Source organism: Comamonas sp. 7D-2, from assembly GCF_022749555.1.
Taxonomy (GTDB): domain Bacteria; phylum Pseudomonadota; class Gammaproteobacteria; order Burkholderiales; family Burkholderiaceae_C; genus Comamonas; species Comamonas thiooxydans.
Window position 1 is genome coordinate 1,955,733 of sequence record NZ_CP094238.1, and the last position, 21,221, is coordinate 1,976,953.

21 protein-coding genes and 1 other RNA gene are annotated in these 21,221 nt (G+C 62.2%); 9 read left to right on the forward strand and 13 right to left on the reverse strand.

The window, feature by feature from the left end:
* Positions 1–24 precede the first annotated feature (24 nt).
* The 4 genes from MPZ60_RS09040 to MPZ60_RS09055 all read right to left on the reverse strand — a co-directional run bounded on the left by MPZ60_RS09040 (position 25) and on the right by MPZ60_RS09055 (position 3,724).
* Positions 25–237 carry a hypothetical protein gene (locus MPZ60_RS09040; protein ID WP_242881761.1) on the reverse strand — a complete coding sequence of 71 codons (213 nt, stop codon included), beginning with the start codon at positions 235–237 and terminating at the stop codon, positions 25–27.
* A complete protein-coding gene (locus MPZ60_RS09045) occupies positions 237–1,535 on the reverse strand; it encodes a Y-family DNA polymerase (RefSeq protein ID WP_242881760.1) in 1,299 nt (432 codons plus the stop codon). Before MPZ60_RS09045 ends, MPZ60_RS09040 begins: the two co-directional genes overlap by 1 nt.
* A 6-nt stretch (positions 1,536–1,541) precedes the next feature.
* Positions 1,542–1,955 carry a LexA family transcriptional regulator gene (locus tag MPZ60_RS09050; RefSeq protein WP_242881758.1) on the reverse strand — a complete coding sequence of 138 codons (414 nt, stop codon included), beginning with the start codon at positions 1,953–1,955 and terminating at the stop codon, positions 1,542–1,544.
* Between the two features lie 116 nt (positions 1,956–2,071).
* The gene (locus MPZ60_RS09055; protein WP_242881756.1) at positions 2,072–3,724 is read right to left on the reverse strand and encodes a recombinase family protein; all 1,653 of its coding nucleotides are present in this window, start codon (positions 3,722–3,724) and stop codon (positions 2,072–2,074) included.
* Between MPZ60_RS09055 and rimO the strand changes: the two genes are divergently transcribed.
* A complete protein-coding gene (gene rimO, locus MPZ60_RS09060; RefSeq protein ID WP_045839653.1) occupies positions 3,723–5,120 on the forward strand; it encodes a 30S ribosomal protein S12 methylthiotransferase RimO in 1,398 nt (465 codons plus the stop codon). The genes MPZ60_RS09055 and rimO overlap by 2 nt on opposite strands.
* A gap of 337 nt (positions 5,121–5,457) precedes the next feature.
* Here the strand turns inward: rimO and ffs are convergent.
* Positions 5,458–5,553: signal recognition particle sRNA small type (ffs, locus tag MPZ60_RS09065), an RNA gene on the reverse strand.
* Between the two features lie 103 nt (positions 5,554–5,656).
* Between ffs and dnaX the strand changes: the two genes are divergently transcribed.
* The 3 genes from dnaX (at position 5,657) to recR (ending at position 8,883) form a co-directional block, all read left to right on the forward strand.
* Positions 5,657–7,804 (forward strand): DNA polymerase III subunit gamma/tau, encoded by a 2,148-nt coding sequence (gene dnaX, locus MPZ60_RS09070; protein WP_034356954.1) that lies wholly within the window; start codon positions 5,657–5,659, stop codon positions 7,802–7,804.
* 27 nt (positions 7,805–7,831) lie between these two features.
* The gene (locus MPZ60_RS09075; RefSeq protein ID WP_003066189.1) at positions 7,832–8,164 is read left to right on the forward strand and encodes a YbaB/EbfC family nucleoid-associated protein; all 333 of its coding nucleotides are present in this window, start codon (positions 7,832–7,834) and stop codon (positions 8,162–8,164) included.
* A gap of 128 nt (positions 8,165–8,292) precedes the next feature.
* Positions 8,293–8,883, forward strand: a complete 591-nt coding sequence (gene recR / locus MPZ60_RS09080; RefSeq protein ID WP_003066191.1) for a recombination mediator RecR — start codon at positions 8,293–8,295, stop codon at positions 8,881–8,883.
* Between the two features lie 130 nt (positions 8,884–9,013).
* On the opposite strand, the gene MPZ60_RS09085 is transcribed toward recR, so the two are convergent.
* Positions 9,014–10,546, reverse strand: coding sequence for a transglycosylase SLT domain-containing protein (locus tag MPZ60_RS09085; protein WP_034356957.1), 1,533 nt, complete (start codon positions 10,544–10,546; stop codon positions 9,014–9,016).
* Positions 10,546–11,319, reverse strand: coding sequence for a hydroxyacylglutathione hydrolase (gene gloB / locus MPZ60_RS09090; protein WP_034356961.1), 774 nt, complete (start codon positions 11,317–11,319; stop codon positions 10,546–10,548). The genes MPZ60_RS09085 and gloB overlap by 1 nt, the downstream gene beginning before the upstream one ends.
* A gap of 19 nt (positions 11,320–11,338) precedes the next feature.
* On the opposite strand from gloB, the gene MPZ60_RS09095 reads away from it, so the two are divergent.
* Together MPZ60_RS09095 and rnhA are read left to right on the forward strand one after the other, a co-directional pair.
* Complete coding sequence (locus MPZ60_RS09095) at positions 11,339–12,172, forward strand: class I SAM-dependent methyltransferase (RefSeq protein WP_034356964.1); 834 nt, start codon at positions 11,339–11,341, stop codon at positions 12,170–12,172.
* Positions 12,169–12,618 carry a ribonuclease HI gene (rnhA, locus tag MPZ60_RS09100; protein ID WP_003066200.1) on the forward strand — a complete coding sequence of 150 codons (450 nt, stop codon included), beginning with the start codon at positions 12,169–12,171 and terminating at the stop codon, positions 12,616–12,618. Before MPZ60_RS09095 ends, rnhA begins: the two co-directional genes overlap by 4 nt.
* Positions 12,619–12,645: 27 nt before the next feature.
* Here rnhA and MPZ60_RS09105 read toward each other — a convergent pair whose 3' ends face one another.
* From MPZ60_RS09105 to MPZ60_RS09130, 6 genes are all read right to left on the reverse strand, one after another.
* Positions 12,646–12,972, reverse strand: coding sequence for a thioredoxin family protein (locus MPZ60_RS09105; protein ID WP_034356966.1), 327 nt, complete (start codon positions 12,970–12,972; stop codon positions 12,646–12,648).
* 53 nt (positions 12,973–13,025) lie between these two features.
* Positions 13,026–14,399 carry a molybdopterin molybdotransferase MoeA gene (locus tag MPZ60_RS09110; RefSeq protein ID WP_034357049.1) on the reverse strand — a complete coding sequence of 458 codons (1,374 nt, stop codon included), beginning with the start codon at positions 14,397–14,399 and terminating at the stop codon, positions 13,026–13,028.
* Between the two features lie 87 nt (positions 14,400–14,486).
* A complete protein-coding gene (gene mobA, locus MPZ60_RS09115) occupies positions 14,487–15,152 on the reverse strand; it encodes a molybdenum cofactor guanylyltransferase MobA (RefSeq protein WP_034356969.1) in 666 nt (221 codons plus the stop codon).
* Entirely contained in the window at positions 15,145–16,287 is a 1,143-nt protein-coding gene (gene moaA, locus MPZ60_RS09120) for a GTP 3',8-cyclase MoaA (RefSeq protein WP_034356972.1), read from the reverse strand. The genes mobA and moaA overlap by 8 nt, the downstream gene beginning before the upstream one ends.
* A gap of 97 nt (positions 16,288–16,384) precedes the next feature.
* Positions 16,385–16,966 (reverse strand): DUF2889 domain-containing protein, encoded by a 582-nt coding sequence (locus tag MPZ60_RS09125; RefSeq protein WP_034357051.1) that lies wholly within the window; start codon positions 16,964–16,966, stop codon positions 16,385–16,387.
* Positions 16,967–17,150: 184 nt separating this feature from the next.
* Positions 17,151–17,963, reverse strand: coding sequence for a Crp/Fnr family transcriptional regulator (locus MPZ60_RS09130; RefSeq protein WP_045839648.1), 813 nt, complete (start codon positions 17,961–17,963; stop codon positions 17,151–17,153).
* 61 nt (positions 17,964–18,024) lie between these two features.
* Between MPZ60_RS09130 and MPZ60_RS09135 the strand changes: the two genes are divergently transcribed.
* The 3 genes from MPZ60_RS09135 (at position 18,025) to MPZ60_RS09145 (ending at position 21,205) form a co-directional block, all read left to right on the forward strand.
* The gene (locus MPZ60_RS09135; protein WP_034356974.1) at positions 18,025–18,549 is read left to right on the forward strand and encodes a DUF962 domain-containing protein; all 525 of its coding nucleotides are present in this window, start codon (positions 18,025–18,027) and stop codon (positions 18,547–18,549) included.
* A 226-nt stretch (positions 18,550–18,775) separates the two neighbouring features.
* Positions 18,776–19,303, forward strand: a complete 528-nt coding sequence (ppa, locus tag MPZ60_RS09140; protein ID WP_003056663.1) for an inorganic diphosphatase — start codon at positions 18,776–18,778, stop codon at positions 19,301–19,303.
* A 138-nt stretch (positions 19,304–19,441) separates the two neighbouring features.
* Positions 19,442–21,205: a methyl-accepting chemotaxis protein gene (locus MPZ60_RS09145; RefSeq protein ID WP_034357053.1), complete on the forward strand. Its 1,764-nt coding sequence runs from the start codon at positions 19,442–19,444 to the stop codon at positions 21,203–21,205.
* The last annotated feature ends 16 nt before the right edge of the window (positions 21,206–21,221 follow it).

Below are 21,221 nucleotides of genomic sequence, written 5' to 3' on the forward strand. Positions count from 1 at the left end.
AAAGTAAATAAATTTGTGTACTTTTTAGGGTTCGCAATCCTCTGCAAGCCACTGCCGCAATTGCAGATAGGGGGAGTGGCTGGCGAAGTCCAGGCAGGTGGGGTGCTTGGCCTGCAGGAACTCATAGAAAAGGTGCATGGCGGTGCCGGGGTGCGGGTGCATGTCGGCCTCAGCCAGCCTTTCTTGCCAGTTGACCCAGTGGCCCAGAATGGCCTGTTTTGCATCGGTTCGTCTCATCAGGCCCTCGCAATCGGTATGTCGTCAATCTTGGTGGTGTAGCGCGGTGTTCGGCGCTCTTGGCGCATGCGCCAGCCGCTCTCATCCTGCTCGGGCACTCCGGTGCTTGCCACATGCACCGTGCCCTTGCCAAAGCGCTTGTTGACCTTGTCCATGGCTTCCATCAGCTTGCTTTGATCGCGGCAGGGTTCCTCGAAAAGCAGGTCGCCTTGCTGCACTTCTGCAGGGCACAGGTCTTGCAGCATGACGCCGGCCTTGGAGAGCTGATAGCCGGGCTGGTAGATCGATCGCAAGCCGCGCACGGCCGCATTGACAAGCGCCTTGGTGTCGGATGAGGGCGGTTGGAGTTGAATCACTGCCGTTTCGTAGAACCTGCGGCCTGGTCTGAATGGCGATGTGTGTGCGAAAACATGCAGGGCACCAGCGCGCAAACCGCCAGCGCGCAGTTTTTCTGCGGCCCTGGTTGCAAATTCGCTCACGGCTTCAATCAATGGGGGTAGGGTGGTGATGGGGTGGCCGAAGCTGCGGGTGCATGCAATCTGCTTTTTGGCGGCAGGGGCCGTCTCCAAGCTCATGCAGCTCACGCCTTGCAGCTCGCGCACGGTGCGCTCGAGTACCACGCTCCAGCCATCGCGCGCGGCATGGGCGGGCAGCCTGGCCAGGTCAAGCGCAGTCAGCACGCCCTGCTCGGCCAGCTGGGCAGAGATGCGCCGGCCCACGCCCCAGACCTCGCCGGCGGCGGTGCGGCCGAGAATATCGGTGCGTTGCTGATCGGACAGTTCGGCCCAGTTGCAGACCCGCTGAAGCTCGGCGGGGTAGCTTCCCGGCTTGCGCTCCGAGTCCTTGGCAACGTGGTTGCAGAGCTTGGCCAGGGTCTTGGTGGGGGCCAGACCCACACAAGTAGGGATGCCGGTCCATTTAAGGATGCGTGCGCGAATGGCAAAGGCACGGCGCGTGAGATCCCGCACGCCGTCCAGATCCCCGATGAATGACTCGTCAATGCTGTAGATCTCTTGGGTGGGGCCCAGGCCAGCAGCGAGCGACATCATGCGGTCGCTCATGTCGCCGTACAGCTCAAAGTTTGGTGAGAGGCAGACAAGCCCCTTGTGCTCGACCAGGTCGCGCAATTGAAAAAACGGTTGCCCCATCTTCACGCCCAGGGCCTTGGCCTCGTCGGAGCGTGAGATGGCGCAGCCGTCGTTATTGCTCAGGACGACGACAGGGATGCCCTCAAGGGCAGGCCTGAAAGCTCGCTCGCAGCTGACGTAGAAGTTGTTGCCGTCGATGAGCGCGAACATACATGCTCATGCAAAGCGTTTGATGCAGGACTTGACCACGCCCCAGATCTCAAGCTCTTGGTTTTCTTTGGGGACGATGTCGGGATAGGTGGGGTTGCCGGCCCTGAGCTTGAAGCAGCCGCCCGCGTTGTGCAGCACCTTGACGGTGAAGTCGTTATCAAGCAAGGCCACCACGATGCTGCCATGGCGAGCGCGAAGCGCGCGGTCGACCACGATGATGTCGCCGTCATCGATGCCGTATTCGCGCATGGATGGCCCGGCCACGCGCAACAGGAATGTGGCCTGTGGGTGCTCGACAAGCAGCTCGGTAATGTCCAATCGCTTGCCCGAGAAGTCCTCGGCTGGTGAAGGGAAGCCTGCGCGCACGCTGCAATCAGCCAGCGGCAAGACAACTGGGGTGGCAGTGAGTTGGACGGGCATGCCGCTCAGTAGACGATGACTGTACATGCATACAGTATATAGCCGCCTTTTCTGGGCGAATATTGAAAGCCCCTGCTGCCAGCGCACGGGGCCTTTGTCGTCGCGGCGCTGATGGATTAGTCAGCAGCTTCGTAGTTTTCGCCATGTACCCAGTTGCCATCCCGGTCAATGCGAAGCCATCTGGAGCTGCCGCCTTTGGCGACCAGCATCAGGTCAATGTAGTAGTCGCGGGACTTCGGTGTGTGATTGGGGCGAAGGCCGTGGTGGTAGACCGATATGCGGCTGAAGGTGTCCGCTACAAGCTGGCGCGCTTGCAATCGTGTCTCTATGTCCTGGGCTTCCACGCCGGCAGCGAGTGCCCGCCATTTCTCATCAGCACCAGATATATCGCGGCGGGCGAGCATGGCGATATCGCGCTCTTGGGCTGTCAGAGATTTCTCTGCGACTGCCAGATCCTCTTCGAGCTGGCGGGCGCGGCGGGCAAATGTGAGTGGTATTCCTTCATCAGCCGAGGCAAGCATTGCGTCCGTCAGCTTGTCGAGCTGGGTCTTTATCGCCTCGACATTCTTTTGTGCCTTCAGAAGCTCCTTGCGGCTTTCAGAGCTGGTGTCCGCTTCAAACAAGCCTTGCAGATTCATCATGTCGGAGCAATAAGACATGATCGCGCGCTCGATGGGGGCAACCGAGGTTGAGCCGCGAACCGGGCACACCGCACTGAAGGTGGCAGCGGCCGAGCACAGCAGGCGCCTGTAGCCATCCCGAATGCGACCGTCAGACAGCCGCTTCTTGCTGGCCAGGTGCTGCCCGGCCATGGGGTGCCCGCAGTACCCGCAGAACGTGATGCCGATGCCGGTGATTACGTGGGGCAGATCCCCCTTCACCCTGCGGCGTCCAGAACTCTTGACAACCCGTTGCAGGTCTTCCCATTCGAGCTCCGACAGCAGCGGTGGGTAATAGCCTTTGAGCAAGTACTCGTCGCCATCCACGCTGATGGGCTTGTGCCCAGCCAGTTGGGGCATTTTGGTGACGCGGTAGACCTGTAGCGTCTGGTTTTCCTTGCTGGTTGGGTAGATGCGCAGGCCCTCGGCATTGAGCTTTTCAATAATGCGCTTGCCGCCCAGGCCTTGCTTATACATCTCGATCGTGCGCAGGATGGCCTTGACCGTCTCGGGCTTGAAGTCCCAGCCGTCGGCGTCATTGCGGGTCAGCCAGGCCGGGTCGTGGCCCTGTTCGACGCGGCCACGGTAGGAGCCATCAATCCATTTTTCGCAAAGACGGCGGACGCTTGCCTTGACCCGCTTGCTCTTGGTGTCCGACTCTTCGTGAGCGCGAATCATCACCAGCAGGCTATAGACAAGGTCCATCGGGTTGTCTTTGAGCCGCTGCCGGCTGTAGGTCTTCCCGTCGCTGGCGGTGACCACTGTGATGCCCGCATTTACAATCTGGGCTAGTTGCGCCTGTGCCTGGATGGGTTCAGCGCGAGATAGGCGGTCCAAGCCCTCAACAATGAGTACTGAGCCAAAGGGAACACGCCCTTCTTCGACAGCACGCAGGAAAACGCCCAGAGCGCCTGATTTGATGTGCTGTTGATGGTAGGCAGAAAGACCCTCATCCCTTAACGATAGATGGGTATCAAGTTTTAGGTCGTGCTCGGCAGCCCACTTGGCAGCATATGCAAGCTGTCGGTCTGTGCTGCCTCCTGCCGATTGCTTTGGATCAGAGAACCGCAGATAGCTATACACCAAACCATTTTTTGCAGAATCCCCCATGACTGAAGCCATCTCCCAGAAAGATCAAATTCCCCGTATAGGTATGGTATCACTCGGGTGCCCCAAGGCCTTGACTGATAGCGAGCTGATTCTCACGCAGCTCAGCGCCGAGGGTTACCAGACTTCCAAGACCTTTGAAGGCGCGGATTTGGTCATCGTCAACACCTGTGGCTTCATTGACGATGCCGTCAAGGAAAGCCTGGACACCATTGGCGAAGCTCTGGCAGCTAACGGCAAGGTGATCGTGACCGGTTGCCTGGGTGCCAAGGCTGGCAAAGAGGGCGGCTCCACCATGGTGGCCGAAGTGCACCCCAGTGTGCTGGCCGTCACCGGCCCCCATGCTACCCAAGAGGTGATGGACGCCGTGCACACCCACCTGCCCAAGCCGCATGACCCGTTCGTGGACCTGGTGCCTGGCAGCTTTGGCGATGCTGGCATCAAGCTCACGCCCAAGCACTATGCCTATCTGAAGATTTCCGAGGGCTGCAACCATCGCTGCACCTTTTGCATCATTCCCAGCATGCGCGGCGATCTGGTTTCGCGTCCGATCGGCGATGTGCTCAAGGAAGCCAAGGCGCTGTTCGAAGGGGGCGTGAAAGAGCTGTTGGTGATCAGCCAGGATACCTCGGCCTATGGTGTGGATGTGAAGTACCGCACCGGTTTCTGGGACGGCAAGCCCGTCAAGACCCGCATGCTGGAGCTGGCCGACGAACTGGGCAAGCTGGCGCAGCAGCACGGTGCCTGGGTGCGTCTGCACTATGTCTACCCCTATCCCACCGTGGATGCGGTCCTGCCCTTGATGGCCGAGGGCAAGATCCTGCCTTACCTGGATGTGCCCTTGCAGCACAGCCACCCCGATGTGCTCAAGCGCATGAAGCGACCCGCATCGGGCGAAAAGAACCTGGACCGTATCCGCGAGTGGCGCAAGATCTGCCCCGAGCTGGTGATTCGTTCCACCTTCATTGCCGGCTTTCCCGGCGAGACCGAGGAGGAGTTCGAGCATCTGCTGGACTTCATTCGCGAAGCCGAGATCGACCGTGCCGGCTGCTTTGCCTACAGCCCCGTCGAAGGCGCCACCGCCAACGAACTTCCCGGCATGCTGCCTGAAGAAGTACGCGAAGCACGTCGTGCGCGCTTCATGGAGGTGGCCGAGGAGGTCTCCACCAAGCGTCTGCAGCGCCGCGTAGGCCAGGTCATGAAGGTGTTGGTGGACAAGGCTGTCAGCCTGGGTAAAAAGGGCGGTGTGGGCCGGACTTATGCCGATGCTCCCGAGATCGATGGTGTGGTTCACATCCAGCCGCCCGAGAAGGCCAGCAAGACCTACAAGGTGGGCGAGCTGATCAGCGTGCGCATCGTGGGCACGCAGGGGCATGATCTGGTGGGCGTTCCGGTTTGAATTTTCATGGCGTCACCGTGCGGCGTCATTTCAATCCAGTAGGGACAAAAAGGCCGCGACTGCGGCCTTTTTTGCATCTGATCTCTTGGCCTCTTGGTTGCCGCTCTTGTCTGCCAATGGCCTGCGGGAGATCCTGATGCAATGAAGGGTTCAGATTCGGTTCTGATCGGGACGGCATCGCCTCCGGGGTGGATTTGAGATCCAGGACATGACGTCAGCACGAAACACTTTTTCTGTACTTTTCCTGGGAGAAGCACTGCAGCATCGTGTTGTTAATGGTGAAGAATTGCCTTTCTAGGAAGACAGCCTCTTGTCTGTAAAGAGGTTTCCATCGAAAGGTGACGAGCCTGATCTCGGCACTGTATCCACAGTTAGGGCTGCTTGGTTCCCCACCTGACCCGGTTGGCTGCTTCCCCATGCGAGGAGGCCCGTCACATTCGATTATAGATGCAAAACCGACACAGCTCCGCGAGCTGTGAAATGAGATTCCAGGAGCAGGCTTGTTGGCATGCCCCGGCCCCGTAGAATCAGAGGCTATGTCTTATTTAGTGCTTGCTCGCAAATACCGGCCTCGTACCTTCACCGAAATGGTGGGGCAGGAGCACGTGGTTCAGGCTCTGACCAATGCGTTGACCCAGCAGCGTCTGCACCATGCCTATCTGTTCACGGGCACACGTGGCGTGGGCAAGACCACGGTGTCGCGCATTCTGGCCAAGTCCCTGAATTGCCAGGGCCTGGACGGTAACGGTGGAATCACCGCAACCCCTTGCGGGGTTTGTGCAGCATGCACTGAAATCGATAGCGGGCGTTTCCCCGACTACACCGAGCTGGATGCTGCGTCCAACCGGGGTGTGGATGAGGTGCAGAGCCTGCTGGAGCAGGCGGTGTACAAGCCGGTGCAGGGGCGCTTCAAGGTCTTCATGATCGACGAGGTGCACATGCTGACAAACACCGCGTTCAACGCCATGCTCAAGACGCTGGAGGAGCCTCCGGAGTATCTGAAGTTCGTGCTGGCCACGACCGATCCGCAAAAAGTGCCGGTCACTGTGCTCTCGCGCTGCCTGCAGTTCAATCTGCGCCCGATGGCGCCCGAGACGGTTCTGGAGCACCTGACCCATGTGCTGGACAAGGAAAGCGTGCCGGCAGAGCCTCAGGCGCTGCGATTGCTGTCGCGTGCTGCGCGTGGCTCCATGCGCGATGCGCTGAGCCTGACCGACCAGGCGATTGCCTTTGGCAGCGGGCAGTTGCAGGAGGCGACGGTGCGCCAGATGCTGGGCAGCGTGGATCGCAGCCATGTCTTTCGCCTGATCGATGCCTTGGCGCAGGGTCATGGGCGTACGGTGGTTGAAATCTCCGAAGAGCTGCGCCACAACGGTCTGTCTGCTGCATCGACCCTGGAGGAAATGTGCGCCGTGCTGCAGCGCATGGCCGTGTTGCAGGCCGTACCCGATATGCCGCTGGATGCTAGCGACCCGGAGGCCGCCGAAGTAGACCGACTGGCCAGTCTGATGCCGCGCGACGAGACTCAGCTGCTCTACAGCATCTGCCTGCACGGCCGTGCCGAACTGGGGCTGGCCCCGGATGAGTACGCTGCGCTGACCATGGCACTGCTGCGGTTGCTGGCTTTCAAGCCTGAAAACGCCGAAGCCGGCACGGCTGAAAAAAAAACTCCGGCGCTGAGGCCTAGCCGGCCTGTTGTCCAGGCTCCGAATCCGATTCAGCAGCCTCCGGCTTCACCGCCAGCGGCGATGGAGGCGCCACCGGCCAAGGTTCATTCCGTGCAGCCGGTGGTGGAATCCGCACCGGCGCAGGAGCCTGCGTCAGTGGCCGGCATGGCCGAGCCAGAACATATTCAAGTTGTTGCCGATCGCTCGGATTCAGCAGCGTATTCCGTCCCAAGGCCGGTGATGCAGGCAGTGCCGGAGTCGACCCGCTTGCCTGCTCCTGCAGTGACGCCTGAGCCTGCTGCGGTTCGGCAAAACATGCCTGCTGAGGATCAGGAGGCCGTCGCCGAGGCAGACCAGGCGCCTGTCGACGATGCGTCCGAGAGTGCAGAGGGCAGCGATATGGCTGATGCTCCCGAAGAGCAGGATGCCAGCGAGGCGGCCTGGGCAGGCATGCCCGATGAGGGCTGGTCTGACGATGGGCGCTGGGGCGATGATGCCGACCTGGATGTCGGACAGCCCCCGCATGCCATGCCGCCCATGGAGTCTGACGAGCCGGCGGCCCAGAGCGCAAGCGGCGGCTATGTCAGTACGGCCCAGGACGCAGCCCCTGTGGAACGCACAGCCGAGGGCGATCTGTGGTTTGGCGTGGTGCAGCAGTTGCTGCAGAGCGAAGCCGTGGTGGCCGTGGCGCGGCAGCTGGCGCTGCAGTCTCAACTTCTGGGCCGTGACGGCGATCTGTGGCGGCTGCGCGTGGAGTCCAACTCGCTCAATCAGGCTGGCACACGTGATCGTCTGCGTGCTGCGCTGGAAGCGGCCGGTCATGCGCGACAATTGCAGGTCGAGCAGGGGCCCGTGACGGATAGTCCCGCCCGCCGACTGGCCCTGGAAAGAAAAGCCAGCCAGTTGCTGGCCGAGGACATTGTCAAAAGCAATCCGCAGGTTCAAACCTTGATGCGAGACTTTGGCGCGAAAATCGTGCCCGGTAGCATCAAGCCCATATCTATTCAGCCTGAATAAGGCGTTTCAACAAAAGAAGGAATTCTCATGTTCAACAAAGGACAACTCGCCGGTTTGATGAAGCAAGCTCAGGCCATGCAGGACAACCTGAAGAAGGCTCAGGAAGAGCTGGGCAATATCGAAGTCGAAGGCGAATCCGGTGCCGGTCTGGTCAAGGTCGTGATGACCTGCAAGCATGACGTCAAGCGCATCACCATCGACCCCAGCCTGCTGGCCGAAGACAAGGATATGCTGGAAGACCTGGTGGCTGCCGCCTTCAACGCGGCTGTGCGCAAAGCCGAAGAGACTTCCAACGAGAAGATGGGCAAGATCACTGCCGGTATGCCCGGCCTGCCCGGCGGGATGAAGTTCCCGTTCTGACGGATTTCCCCCTGAGCGGCAGTGCCGCTTCCCCGACTTAGGGCATGCAAGTGTTGTGGGCAGGGGAATGAATGGCGATCTGCGTAGTGGCAGATCGCCTTTTTTCTGGTGACTGAAAGGACAAGCCTGTGTCTGATGTGCAATCTCTGGACGCCTTGATCGAGGCCTTGCGCCGACTGCCGGGTGTGGGCATCAAGTCGGCGCAGCGTATGGCGTTTCATTTGCTGCAGCGTGATCAGGCTGGTGCGCTGCAGCTGGCGCGGGCGCTGGACTCGGCGGTGAACTCTGTTCATCACTGCGAGCGCTGCCATACGTTTACCGAAGGTGCTATCTGCAGCATCTGTGATGACGCCGGGCGCGACGGGGCTCGGTTGTGCGTGGTCGAGGCTCCGGCCGATCTGGCTGCGATGGAGCGCACGGGGGCCTATCAGGGCTATTACTATGTGCTGATGGGGCGGCTGTCCCCGCTCGACGGCGTGGGCCCCAAGGAAATCGGCATGAAGCAGTTGCTGGAGCGTGCCTGTGATGGCGTAGTGCAGGAGGTGATTCTGGCCACCAGCTTTACGGCAGAGGGCGAGGCCACGGCCCATGCTGTCAGCGAGGCGCTCAAGTCGCGCGGCATTCTGGTCACGCGGCTGGCGCGTGGCGTGCCGATAGGCAGCGAACTTGAATATGTGGATCTGGGCACGATTGCCCACGCGCTGGTTGACCGGCGCTGAAAATATCGCTTGAATTGGGAGCCAACGCTTCTATATCAGGCGTGTGCTGCTATCGATTTCTTTGAATGAGCAGAGATAAAAAAGCCCGCTGGTTTTTACGAACAGCGGGCTTTTTGGCGGGCGGCGAAGCTTATTTGCGCTTCTTGGCTGGTGTGCCGCCACGTGCCTTGGGTTCGCTCTTGCCGCCACGGGGAGCGGGCGCGCTGCTGGTTCTGGCGTTCTTGGTGGAGGCTGCCACCTTGCTGCCGCCACGGGTGTTGCGGGCTGACTCGCGTGGGCTGTCGTTGGCTTCGGCGCGTGCGCTGCGGGCTGCACGGCTGGGCAGGTAGGCAATCAGCGACTGGCCGGGGCGCAAGGATGCCGTGGACTTGAGGTCGTTCCAGTCCGCGAGGTTGGAGACGCTGATGCCATAGCGGCTGGCCACGCTGACCAGGGTATCGCGTTTGCGCGCCTTGACCGTGGTGCGCACGGTCACGATTTCGGGGGCGAAGGAGATCTGACCGTTGTCGGCCACATGGCCGGGCACGTCGGTCTTGACGTTGGCATCGCGCGGCACCATCAGAGCCGAGCCGGCCTTGATCAGCATGCGCGGCGGGATGTTGTTGATGGCGCGCAGGTCGGCTTCGCCCAGGCCTGCACGCTGGGCGGCTTCGGCCACGGTAATGGTGGTGGGCACGGTCCATACCGTCCAGCTGGCAAACTGGCCTTCGCTATAGGCCTGCAGATTGCGGCGGAAAACCTTGGCGTTGTCCCAGGGCAGCAGCACCTGTGGCGTGGCGCGCGCAAAGATCACCGGTTTGTGAAAGCTGGGATTGAGTGCCTTGAAGTCCTTGACGCTCACATCGGCCAGCTTGGCCACCAGCTCAACGTCGATGTCGTGCGGGAGATCCACGGCCTGGAAATAGGGGTGGTTCTCGATGATGGGAAGCTCGGTGTTGAACTTCTCGGGTTCGGCCACGATGTTCTTGACGGCTTGCAGCTTGGGCACGTAATTGCGGGTTTCGGCCGGCATCTGCAGGTCGAGGTAGCCTGCGGGCTGGCCCAGCTTTTCATTGCGCTTGATGGCGCGGCCCACGCTGCCTTCGCCCCAGTTATAGGCGGCCAGGGCCAGATGCCAGTCGCCGAACATGTTGTAGAGCTTTTGCAGATAGTCGAGCGCGGCGCGGGTCGAGGCCAGCACATCGCGGCGATCATCGCGGAAGACATTCTGCTTGAGGTCGAAATAGGTGCCCGTGGCCGGCATGAACTGCCACATGCCGGCGGCCTTGGCGCTGGAGACGGCCTGAGGGTTGAAGGCGCTCTCGATGAAAGGCAACAGCGCCAACTCTGTCGGCATGTTGCGGCGCTCCAGTTCCTCGACGATGTGGAACAGGTATTTGCTCGACCGCTCCGTCATGCGCTGTATGTAGTCGGGGCGCGTGGCATACCACTGCTCCTGGTTCTGGACCAGATCCTGCTCAAGGTTGGGCATGGCAAAGCCCTTGCGGATACGTACCCAGAGGTCGCCTGTGGCTTCAAGCTCAGCGACTTCAGCGCTGCCGACTTTGCCCTGGCCCAGGGGTTTGAGCGGGCCATTGGGATACATGGGGTCGACACTGCTGGTGGTGGCGCAGCCAGTCAATATCAGTGCGCTTGTCAGCAGCAGGGTGGATAGCAGCTTCATCAGAAAACGTTTTTCCATTGGCGCAAGGTAGCCAGAACGCTGGCGGGCTCCTCGGGCCTGGTTTGAGGATCATGGTGCACGGCGGCTGCGATCACATCTGCAGCGCGGCTTCGCATGAACGGGTTGATGGCCAGCTCGGTCTGCAATGTGGAGGGTAGCGTCGGCTGCCCGCTCTTGCGCAGTTGCTGGCAATGTTCCAGATACTGAGCCAGTTCCGGGTTGTTTGGTTCCACGGCCTGCGCAAATCGCAGGTTGGAAATTGTGTACTCATGTGCGCAGCACACCAGCGTGTTGCCGGGCAGGGCGGCCAGTGCGTCCAGCGAGGCCTGCATCTGCGCTGCCGTGCCTTCGAAAAGGCGACCGCAGCCGCCCGAGAACAGTGTGTCGCCGCAGAACAGCAGGGGCTGGCTTTGCGCCCGGGTGCTGAAGAAGGCGATATGGCCGCTGGTATGCCCCGGCACATCGATGACCTGCCAGGGGCCGCCTAGCAGCTCCACGTGGTCGCCCCCCTGCACGCGCGTCACGGGCTCGGGCAGGGTCTCGTAGGCGGGGCCCCAGACCGGAGCACCCGTGGCCGCGCGAATGGCGTCCACGCCGCCCACATGGTCGGCATGATGGTGGGTGACTAAAATGCCCTGCAGTTTCAGACCCCGCTGTGCCAAGGTGGCCAGCACAGGCTCGGCCTGACCCGGATCGACGACCACGGCATGTTCTGCATCGTGGAGCATCCAGATGTAGTTGTCGGAAAAAGCGGGAATGGGCAACAGGTTCATGAGCTGCAAAATTATAGAGATGCATCACTGGACGGATTCAGCCCTCGGGCACTATCTCCTGAAATGGGAGCAGCAGCGCTTTGACGAGGCGGTGGCCGATATCTTTGGCTACCACGCCTTGCAGCTGGGCTTGCCGCAGCTGCAAGGACTGCGCAGCAATCGCATGCCTCATCGCTGGCTGGCGCTGGAGGGTCTCGATCCCGTTCCGGATGCAAAAGCAGGCACTGTAGCGCAAGCGAGGGCGACCGCAGTGTCGCAGCAGCAGCCGCCCGCTGATGAAGCACAGAATTCTGCCCCGTTGATGCCGGCGCTCAGAACCGCCCCGGAAGCCCTGCCTTTTGCCGAGGCCAGCCTCGACCTGTTGCTGATGCCGCATACGCTGGAGGCTTGCAACGATCCGCATGCCGCGCTGCGCGAGGCTGCACGCGTGCTGGTGCCGGAAGGCAGGCTGGTGATCAGCGGGCTGAACCCCTCAAGCCTGCTGGGCTTGCAGCGCCGGGTGGAGCGCAGTGCGGGCTATTTGCCGGACTTGAGCCTGGGTGTGGGCTACTGGCGTTTGCGCGATTGGCTGCGATTGCTGAGCTTCGAGATCGAAGCAGTGCAATTTGGCTGTTATCGTCCTGCCACTCAAAGTGAAAAGTGGCTGAGCCGCTGGCAGTTCATGGAAGGCCTGGGCCACCGCTGCTGGCCGGTGATGGGGGGCGTCTATTGCGTGGTGGCCGTCAAGCGTGTGCAGGGCATGCGGCTGATGAGCCCGAGCTGGCGCAAGAGCAGCGTGCCGGCCGGCATGAAGGCGCCCGTGACCCAGAGGCAGCCGCCGGACATGTCCTGGCGTAACAAGGAAGAAAATTGAATCAAGTTGTGATCTATACCGACGGTGCCTGCAAGGGCAATCCCGGCCCTGGCGGCTGGGGCGCATTGCTGCAGGCCGGATCGGCGCAGAAAGAACTCTTCGGTGGTGAACTGGGAACCACCAATAACCGCATGGAACTCAAGGCCGTGATTGAGGCGCTGTCCGCGCTCAAGCGTCCCTGCGATGTGGTGCTGTATCTGGATAGTCAGTACGTGCGCAAAGGCATTACCGAGTGGATACAGGGTTGGAAGGCCAAGGGCTGGGTTACCGCTTCCAAGGAGCCCGTCAAGAATGTCGAGCTCTGGAAGCAGCTGGACGCGCTGGTGCAGGGCAGCGGCCACCGCATCGACTGGCGCTGGGTCAAGGGCCATGCCGGAGACCCCGGCAATGAGCGCGCCGATGCGCTTGCCAACAAGGGCGTGGAGCTGGCACTTAAGAAGGGCTGAGCCAGGAGCCGGGGTAGATGCGCTGGCTCAGTTCGTGATTTGTGCCAGCGCTTCTTGGATCTGTTGCTCGGATTCGGGGCGCACGATGCGCGCTACTTCCTTGCCGTCACGCAGAAAAATCAGCGTGGGCCAGAGCTTGACGCGATAGCTGCGGCCCAGCGGCCGGCCGGGACCGTCTTCCACCTTGATGTGCGCTAGTTCTGGCTGGGTTGCCAGCGCAGCCTGCAACAGCGGCTGGGCGCGCTGGCAGTGGCCGCACCAGGGAGTTCCGAATTCCAGCAAATTCGCGCCCTTGAGCGCATCGATGGCCTGCCTTGTGGGTTCTGTGGCCCAGTGGGTGGCTTGGTATGGCATGAAATATTTCCCAGAATGGATCGAGGGTAGAAGACCAGGCAGAAAGTCCGTCTTCAGATCAGCCCCTGCAGCAGCAGGACATTGACGGATTCTCCGGGCTGGACGTCGCCGCGTGCATCGTCCAGCACGATGATGCAGTCGGCGGCGACCATGGAGCTGAGCACGCCCGAGCCTTGCGATCCCGTGGTGCGCACGGCGGCCTGGCCCTTCTCATTGAGTTCGAGCACGCCGCGCAGATATTCGGTGCGGCCCGGGCGTTTGCGCAGGCGCTCGCGGCTGATCGCCTGCAGCAATGGCACGGAGGGGCTGCGTTCGCCTGCCAGCATGGCCAGGGCCGGGCGCACAAACATCAGAAAGCTCACCATGGCGGCCACCGGGTTGCCGGGCAGTCCCAGCAGCACCGCAGGGCGCTGAGTGGGCGGTGGATTGCTCAGATTTTGTGAGCTGTTTGCGCTTGTCTTGATTGGGATGCCTGTTGATCTGGTCAATGAGATTCCACCGGCGGGAGCGAGCAGGCCCACCGCCAGTGGCCGACCGGGACGCATGGCCACCCGCCAGAACTGCACAGTGCCCAGGCGCTGAAGCATCGCACGGGTGTGATCGGCCTCACCGGCGCTGATGCCGCCACTGGTCAGCACCACATCGGCCAGGGTGGCTGCTTCGCGCAAGCGCTCTTCCAGTGCGGCCGGTTCATCGGGCACGGCCCCCAGGTCCAGCACATGGGCTCCCAGCCGGCGCAACAGCGCCTGCAGGCTGAAGCGGTTGCTGTCGTAGATGGCTCCCTCGCGCGGCTCGGCACCTGGGCTCAGCAGCTCGTCGCCGGTGGAGAAGTAAGCCACGCTGAGGCGGCGTCGCACGCTGACCTGGCCCAGTCCCAGACTGGCCAGCAGACCCAGGGCGGCTGGTGTGAGACGCTGGCCGGCCTGCAGTGCCACAGAGCCTTGCTCCAGGTCTTCGCCGCGCAGGCGACGATTGGCACCTGCACGCAGGGCACTGGCGTCAAACTGAATGCACTCCTCGCCAGAGCTGGCTTGCTCATGGGCGACTACGGTATCCGCACCCACCGGCATGACCGCACCCGTCATGATCTTCACGCATTCGCCCGCGCCAAGCCGGCCTTGCCAAGGCCCTCCTGCCAGAGCCGTCCCCACCACACGCAGCATCAGCGGCTGGCCGGGCCGCGCCTGCTCCAGTTCGCTGCCGGCAAAGGCATAGCCGTCCATGGCACTGTTGTCGTGGGGTGGTACGTTGACGGGGCAGATCACATCGGCTGCCAGCACACGATCCAGTGCATCGGGCAGGGCGACGGCTTCCACCTCGGCGACCGAACCCAGCGGCTGCAGCAAGGCTTGCAGCTGTTGCAGTACCTGGTCAGTGGTCAGCGTCTGGGCGCTGGTGGAAGCGGCAGGTTGAAAAGTCGCAGTCATAACAGCAAAAAAATAAAAAAACCTCATGACGGATGCGGCCATGGGGCTGCGTGGCACTTTACGCTTTTGGCTGGTGGTGCCGGTGACTCAGGATTGGCGTTCGGGGGCGATTTGCTCCAGATCAAGCAACTGGACCAGCGTGTTGGCGTTGCTGAAGGCCTGTTCGTCCCCGGGGCGGTCAAATACGGCCTGGGCGCTGTGATGCTGGCCGGTCCAGGCGTCTATCTTGCGGCCACCACTGGTGATGAAGCGCTCAAGGCTGCAGGCGAGTCCGGCCCGCAGCAGGCAGAACACGGGCTGGGGGCGCAGTTGCGGCGGCTGCCCCGGCTGGGCATGCTCGGTATCCCAGCCGTGAGCGATGACGATATCGGCATCGCCACGCGACGCCAGCATTCGCGCAGCCAGATCGAGGGGCAGCAGCGGCGTATCGCAGGGCACGCACAGCAGCCATGGCGTGCGGCAATGCGCGAGGCCGGCCATGAAGCCCGCCAACGGGCCTGGGTAGTCGGGCAGGCTGTCGGCGCAGACCTCGGCAGCCAGTGGCCGACCCAGCTCGGCGTAAGCTGCTGTATTGCGATTGGCATTGATGAGCAAGGGGCCGACCTGCGGAGCCAGGCGCTGCAATGCATGCAGTGCCAGTGGCAAGCCTTGAAAGCTCTGCAGGCCCTTGTCCACACCGCCCATGCGCGCACCGCGTCCTCCGGCCAGCACGCAACCGGTGATCTGCTTGGGGGTGATGCGTGAGTCAGCCACCGATATAGCTCATCTCGATGCGCCGACCTTGCCGCACTGGCGCCATATCGGGGGGCATTTCGCTGCGCATTTGCGAGTAGCGATCGTCGCGCTGTTGCCAGATGGGGGCAATGGCGGCTGCAATCTCGGCATCGCTGGCACCGGTGCGCAGCAGGCTACGCAAATCCCAGCCGTGGCTGGCGAACAGGCACAGATAGAGCTGACCCTCGGTGGACAGGCGTGCACGGTTGCAGTCCCCGCAGAAAGCGTGGGTCACACTGCTGATGACGCCCACCTCGCCCAGCTGCGGATCATGTCGGCCGCTGGCATCGGCATAGCCCCAGCGCACGGCGGTCTCGCCTGGGGCGCTGGGTGCCAGCGGGATTAGCGGCAGTTCGGCGCGCAGACGGGCTATGACCTCGTCGGAGGGCAGCACCTCGTCCATGCGCCAGCCGTTGGTGGCTCCCACGTCCATGTATTCGATGAATCGCAGCGTGATTCCCGTGCCGCGGAAGTAGCGGGCCATGGGCAGGATCTGGTCGTCATTGGTGCCGCGCTTGACCACCATGTTCACCTTGATGTGCGACAGGCCCGCAGTCTGTGCAGCCTCGATGCCGGCCAGCACATCGGTCACGGGGAAGTCCACATCGTTCATGCGCCGGAACACGGCGTCGTCTAGTCCGTCGAGGCTGACGGTCACGCGGTTCAGGCCGGCGTCCTTCAGGGCGCGGGCCTTGCGCGCCAGCAGCGAGGCGTTGGTTGTCAGTGTCAGGTCCAGCGGCTGGCCGTCGGGCGTGCGCAGCTCGGCCAGCTGGGCGATCAGGGCTTCGATGTTCTTGCGCAGCAGCGGCTCGCCGCCGGTCAGCCGCAGCTTGCGCACGCCATGGGCGACAAAAAGCCTGGCCAGGCGCGTAATTTCCTCGAAGCTCAACAGCGAGCTGTGGGGCAGATATTGGTAGTTCTTGTCAAAAACTTCCTTGGGCATGCAGTAGTTGCAGCGGAAGTTGCAGCGGTCGGTGACGCTGATGCGCAGGTCGCGCAAAGGCCGTCCCCATTGATCCTGCAGCAGCCCGGTAGGGGCCTGCAGGGGGCTGGGGACGATTGCGCTGCGGGATGCCGCACGCTCATCGACCAAGGGGATCACACGTTCTGCCATGGGCTCGATTGTGCCGCAAGAGTGAAGTCCGGGCCGGCTGCGGGCTTGTTGTGGGCTATCAAAATTGATAGCTGGTGGCGCTTGATGGTATTGTGGATCAGTCTTTTGTAGTGGTTTTCACGGGTTGCTGAGAGAGCGGCTTCCAGCCCTTGAACTCGGGGTAGAACTCGGCCACGCCGGGGCCGTTGAAGTCCCAGCCCAGGCACTGACCCAGATGGCGTGGCGGCAGGCCCGAGCCATTGGGGCCGAACTGGTTGAGCACGGTGTGAAAAGCGGGCGTTGCCATATTGAACAGCAGCTCGCGCAGATGCGTGCAGCCCACTACCCCGCCCAGATTGTCGGCAATGGCGCGGCGCCAGCCGCGGGCTATGCAGCAGCCCACCATCTTTTGCATGGACTTTGTGGCCTGGGGGCAGTGGCCCAGGGGGTGGTCGTCCATGGCGGCCTCTATGCCGTGCACCACCATGTCGGCATCGATGGTCAGGCGGATCCACATATGGTGAATCGGCTTGCCCGCTGGCACTTTGCGGCGGCCATGAAGCTCGATGTCATAGGTTTTCTGGTCGATCAGCTCGGCTTCCACGTCCCACATGCCGTCATCGCGGGCATAGCCCCGGTATTTGACGTCGCGCATATTGATGGGGACTGGCTTGCGGCTGGCACTGGGAGACAGGGGCATGGGGTATCCGTTGTTATGGCGGGCGACAACGACGGCATGTCGGAACTCGGCTGGGTCGCCCGCGATGATCTTGAGCCGGGTCTGGTGCATCAGACCCGATTTCATTATCAAAGAGATAGCAGGCTTGTCCAGCACCAAGCGGACAGCGGGGCGGGGGGGCGACCCCGAGCCAGGCCGGCAGCGCCTAGCTGCTAGTGGGGATTTGCCCGGTGAGTGCTGCGGCCTTGAGTGCGGCCAGGTCGAGAACTTCCAGCTTGCCGCGCCGCAGTTGCAGCCAGCCGGCCTGCTGCAACTCCTGCAGGATCTGGTTGGTGGTCTGGCGTGACAAGCCCAGCATGCGTGCGATCTGCTCCTGCGAGACGGCCAGCTCGCGGTGGGTGCGCATGCGGTCGGCCCATTGCTCGTGGCCCATGGCCATTTGCACCAGACGGCACATCACGCGCTGCGGTGCAGGCAGCACGGTCTGCTCCTCCAGCGCGATCAGGCTGGCACGCAGCTTGTGGGTCAGCAGCAGGGCCATGTGGCGCCAGCAATGCGGGTTGGCATCCAGCCATTCGCGCAGCGGCGGTATAGGGATATGCAGCAGGGCGCAGGCGGTGTTGGCGCAGGCGTCGTGGGTGCGGGGCTCGCCATCGAAGAGGGCGATCTCGCCCAGCCAGCTCGGCGGCTCGATCAAGGTCAGCAAGGCCGTGCGGGTGTTTTCCTGAAGCGCTGCCGTGCCGGAGATGCTGAGCGATCCCCTGGCCACCGCATACAGGCCGCAGGGGGCATCGCCGCGGCGAAACAGCCATTCGCCGGCGGCCAGCAGCCTTGGCTGGGCCAGTTGCTGCATCTGGGCGGTCAATTCCGGCGGCAGCGAGCGGAACCAGCGGCCGGCCTGCACGATGGCCCAGAGATCATTGGAGTTGACATGCTCGAAGCTGCCGCGCTTGCGTGCAGTGGGCACTGAGGCCAGTGCAGGCCTGGGTGAAGGGTTTAGCGCTTGTGTCGGTGGCATGACAGACGGCAAGGTTGATGCTGCGCCACCATGCTCTGACAAGCGACAAGGAGATACAGCGATGAAAACCCTAATCGATCAACTGTCCAACTACGCCGACTACCACCGCGACCCGCGCAATATCGTCACGCACTACATCGGTGTGCCCATGATCATGCAGGCGGTGGTGATTCTGCTGGCCAGGCTGCAATGGGGAGCGCTTGGCAGCATGCCGATCTCGCTGGCTCTGCTGGCAGCGGTTGCTGCAGCAGTGTATTACTGGCGGCTCGACGGGCGATACGGCCTGTTCATGAGCGTGTTGCTGGCCGCCATGCTGGCGCTGGCAACTCCTGTCGCCGCGCAGCCCATGGGGAGCTGGCTGGCCTGGGGGCTGGGCCTGTTTGTGCTGGGCTGGGTGATCCAGTTCATCGGTCACTACTGGGAAGGACGCAAGCCCGCTTTTCTTGACGATGTGATGGGCCTGCTGATAGGCCCGCTGTTTGTGGCGGCCGAGTTGGGTTTTGCTTTGGGCCTGCGCAAGGAGGTGCAGGCTGCGGTGGAGCAGCGCAGCGGGCCCGTGCGTCGCCGGCATCCGGTGAGCGCCTGACATGCTCTTGTTCTGAGAGCTGACACCGCTTTATGGGTGTTGGTTTGAGTGGGTTTTCATGGTTGAAGTGGGCGAGGCTGCCTAGCGGGAATACACGACTGCACGCGCATCTTTCAAACATGTAATGCCAGCGTTAGGGTCATGCGCCTAAAATCGCGGGCTGACCCTCAGGTGCCGATGCTTTGTTGGCTCTGGCGGGCTTTTTGTATTACTTCTCCCAACCATCATGTCTCTGAACAATGTGACCCCCGGCTCCAAGACGCCTGAAGTCTTCAACGTCGTCATCGAAATCTCGGCCAACTCGGCTCCCGTGAAGTACGAAGTGGACAAGGAATCCGGCTGCCTGTTCGTGGATCGTTTCCTGGGCACTGCCATGCACTACCCCGTGAACTACGGCTATGTGCCCCAGACCCTGTCTGGCGACGGCGACCCCGTGGACGTGCTGGTGATGACTCCCTTCCCCCTGCCCAGCGGCGTGGTGGTGCCCTGCCGTGCCATCGGCATTTTGGAGATGGAAGACGAATCCGGCGTCGACGGCAAGGTTCTGGCCGTTCCCACACAGAAGCTGCTGCCTTCCTACGACAAGATCAACCACCTCAGCGACATCCATGAGCTGACCCTGCAGCAGATCGCCCACTTCTTCGAGCACTACAAGGATCTGGAAAAGGGCAAGTGGGTCAAGGTTCTGGGCTGGAAGGGCGTGGACGCGGCACACAAGGAAATCGTGGACGGTATCGCCAACTACAAGGGCTGATCCAAACTAGTAAAGGGTCTCTAACCTTTACTTGCAGAGAAGCCTCGCTATCTGCATATATACAATTTGAAACGCACCCGGCGGACATCGCTTGGTGCGTTTTTTATTGCCTGTATCGATATATACGAGGGGATGCGCATGAGTTGGAAGATTTCGGACTGGCGCGTGGGGACCAAGTTGGGCATCAGCTTTACGGCGCTGGTGTTGTTGTCTGCATTGCTCGGCCTGGTGGCCTGGTTGCAGCTGTCCAGCATTCATGCCGCGGGCCGTGAGGTTTCCGAAGTGGCGCTGCCCAGTGTCTACAACGCAGCCTCCATGCGCTCCGAGTACAACCGGCTGCGCCGCCATGAGGCAGGTATCGCCACCGCTCGCACCCTGGTCGAGATCGAAGGCTACGAGCAGCAGATCCAGCAGCGCCTGAAAACCATTGCCGAGCAGGAGAAGGTGGTCCATGAGCTGATTGCCAGCCCGCCGCTGCGCGAGGCCTACGAGGGCTATCAGGCCAACAAGGCGAATTTCCTGAAGCTGCACGAGCAGTTGCTGGCGCGGGCACGCGATGGCGACTACAACACCGTGGACAGCCAGGCAGGCATGGCCGACGAGCTGGGGCTGTTCTTTGCCGGGCTGTCCGAACAGGCCTTCAGCCAGCTGGCGGAAAGCACGGGCAAGCTGATGACGCTGCAGCTCGAGAACGCGGCTCAGGCCCAGCAGGCCGAAAAGTCCAGTTTCGAGCTGGCCCGCTACTGGCTGCTCGGTACGCTGGCGCTGGTGGTGCTGTTTGCCGCCGTGGTCGGCATTGCGATGACACGTGCCATCACGGCTCCCGTGGCCACGGCAGTTGAGCTGGCGCAGGCCGTGGCAGCCGGCAGGCTGGGCATGGTGGTGAAGAACCAGCGCCGCGATGAAATGGGCTTGCTGCTCAATGCGCTGGAAGACATGCGTCGGCAACTGTCCTCCGTCGTTCAGGATGTGCGCGGCAATGCCCATGGCGTGGCCCTTGCGTCCAGCGAAATCGCTCAGGGCAATGCGGATCTTTCGGCGCGCACCGAAAGCCAGGCCAGCGCCCTGGAGGAAACGGCGGCCTCCATGGAACAACTGGGTTCGACCGTGCGCCAGAACGCCGACAATGCCCAGACAGCCAATCAAATGGCAAAGAATGCCTCCGATGTCGCGGGTCGTGGCGGGGATGTGGTTGCCCAGGTGGTGGACACCATGAAGGGCATCAACGACAGCAGCCACCAGATCGCCGACATCATCGGCGTCATCGACTCGATTGCCTTCCAGACCAATATCCTGGCCCTGAATGCGGCCGTGGAAGCCGCGCGTGCCGGCGAGCAAGGTCGTGGCTTTGCCGTGGTGGCAGGCGAGGTGCGCACGCTGGCCCAGCGCAGCGCCGAGGCGGCCAAGGAAATCAAGCAGCTCATCCATGCCAGCGTGGAGCGCGTGGAGCAGGGCACGCAGCTGGTGGACAAGGCCGGCGCCACCATGGCCGAAATCGTGACGGCCATAGGCCGCGTGACCGACATCATGGGCGAGATCAGCGCGGCCAGCCGCGAACAGAGCCAGGGCGTGGCCCAGGTGGGTGAAGCCGTCACCCAGATGGATCAGACCACGCAGCAGAATGCGGCCCTTGTGGAGCAGAGCGCGGCGGCCGCCGATTCTTTGCAGCGCCAGGCCAAGGCGCTGGTCGATTCGGTGGCGATTTTTCAGTTGGGGAATCAGGCACAGAGCTTTGCCGCTGCGGCGCTGAAAAATCGGGTCGAGCCGGTTGCAAAGGCTGGCATGAGCGCTGGCCCGCGGGCTGCGGCGTTAGCCGATCAAGGCCCAGGCAAGGCTGTGCCTGCGCCGGTCAAAACGGCTCAGCCCGCCTTGAGCAATGACCAGGATTGGGAGCAGTTCTGAGGTCGAGGTATTGCCG

Coding starts and splice junctions, on each gene's coding strand:
- MPZ60_RS09040 (WP_242881761.1), bottom strand. CDS start 237: ATGAGACGAACCGATGCAAAACAGGCCATTCTGGGCCACTGGGTCAAC.
- MPZ60_RS09045 (WP_242881760.1), bottom strand. CDS start 1,535: ATGTTCGCGCTCATCGACGGCAACAACTTCTACGTCAGCTGCGAGCGA.
- MPZ60_RS09050 (WP_242881758.1), bottom strand. CDS start 1,955: ATGCCCGTCCAACTCACTGCCACCCCAGTTGTCTTGCCGCTGGCTGAT.
- rimO (WP_045839653.1), top strand. CDS start 3,723: ATGACTGAAGCCATCTCCCAGAAAGATCAAATTCCCCGTATAGGTATG.
- MPZ60_RS09055 (WP_242881756.1), bottom strand. CDS start 3,724: ATGGGGGATTCTGCAAAAAATGGTTTGGTGTATAGCTATCTGCGGTTC.
- dnaX (WP_034356954.1), top strand. CDS start 5,657: ATGTCTTATTTAGTGCTTGCTCGCAAATACCGGCCTCGTACCTTCACC.
- MPZ60_RS09075 (WP_003066189.1), top strand. CDS start 7,832: ATGTTCAACAAAGGACAACTCGCCGGTTTGATGAAGCAAGCTCAGGCC.
- MPZ60_RS09085 (WP_034356957.1), bottom strand. CDS start 10,546: ATGAAGCTGCTATCCACCCTGCTGCTGACAAGCGCACTGATATTGACT.
- gloB (WP_034356961.1), bottom strand. CDS start 11,319: ATGAACCTGTTGCCCATTCCCGCTTTTTCCGACAACTACATCTGGATG.
- MPZ60_RS09095 (WP_034356964.1), top strand. CDS start 11,339: ATGCATCACTGGACGGATTCAGCCCTCGGGCACTATCTCCTGAAATGG.
- MPZ60_RS09105 (WP_034356966.1), bottom strand. CDS start 12,972: ATGCCATACCAAGCCACCCACTGGGCCACAGAACCCACAAGGCAGGCC.
- MPZ60_RS09110 (WP_034357049.1), bottom strand. CDS start 14,399: ATGACTGCGACTTTTCAACCTGCCGCTTCCACCAGCGCCCAGACGCTG.
- moaA (WP_034356972.1), bottom strand. CDS start 16,287: ATGGCAGAACGTGTGATCCCCTTGGTCGATGAGCGTGCGGCATCCCGC.
- MPZ60_RS09125 (WP_034357051.1), bottom strand. CDS start 16,966: ATGCCCCTGTCTCCCAGTGCCAGCCGCAAGCCAGTCCCCATCAATATG.
- MPZ60_RS09130 (WP_045839648.1), bottom strand. CDS start 17,963: ATGCCACCGACACAAGCGCTAAACCCTTCACCCAGGCCTGCACTGGCC.
- MPZ60_RS09135 (WP_034356974.1), top strand. CDS start 18,025: ATGAAAACCCTAATCGATCAACTGTCCAACTACGCCGACTACCACCGC.
- ppa (WP_003056663.1), top strand. CDS start 18,776: ATGTCTCTGAACAATGTGACCCCCGGCTCCAAGACGCCTGAAGTCTTC.
- MPZ60_RS09145 (WP_034357053.1), top strand. CDS start 19,442: ATGAGTTGGAAGATTTCGGACTGGCGCGTGGGGACCAAGTTGGGCATC.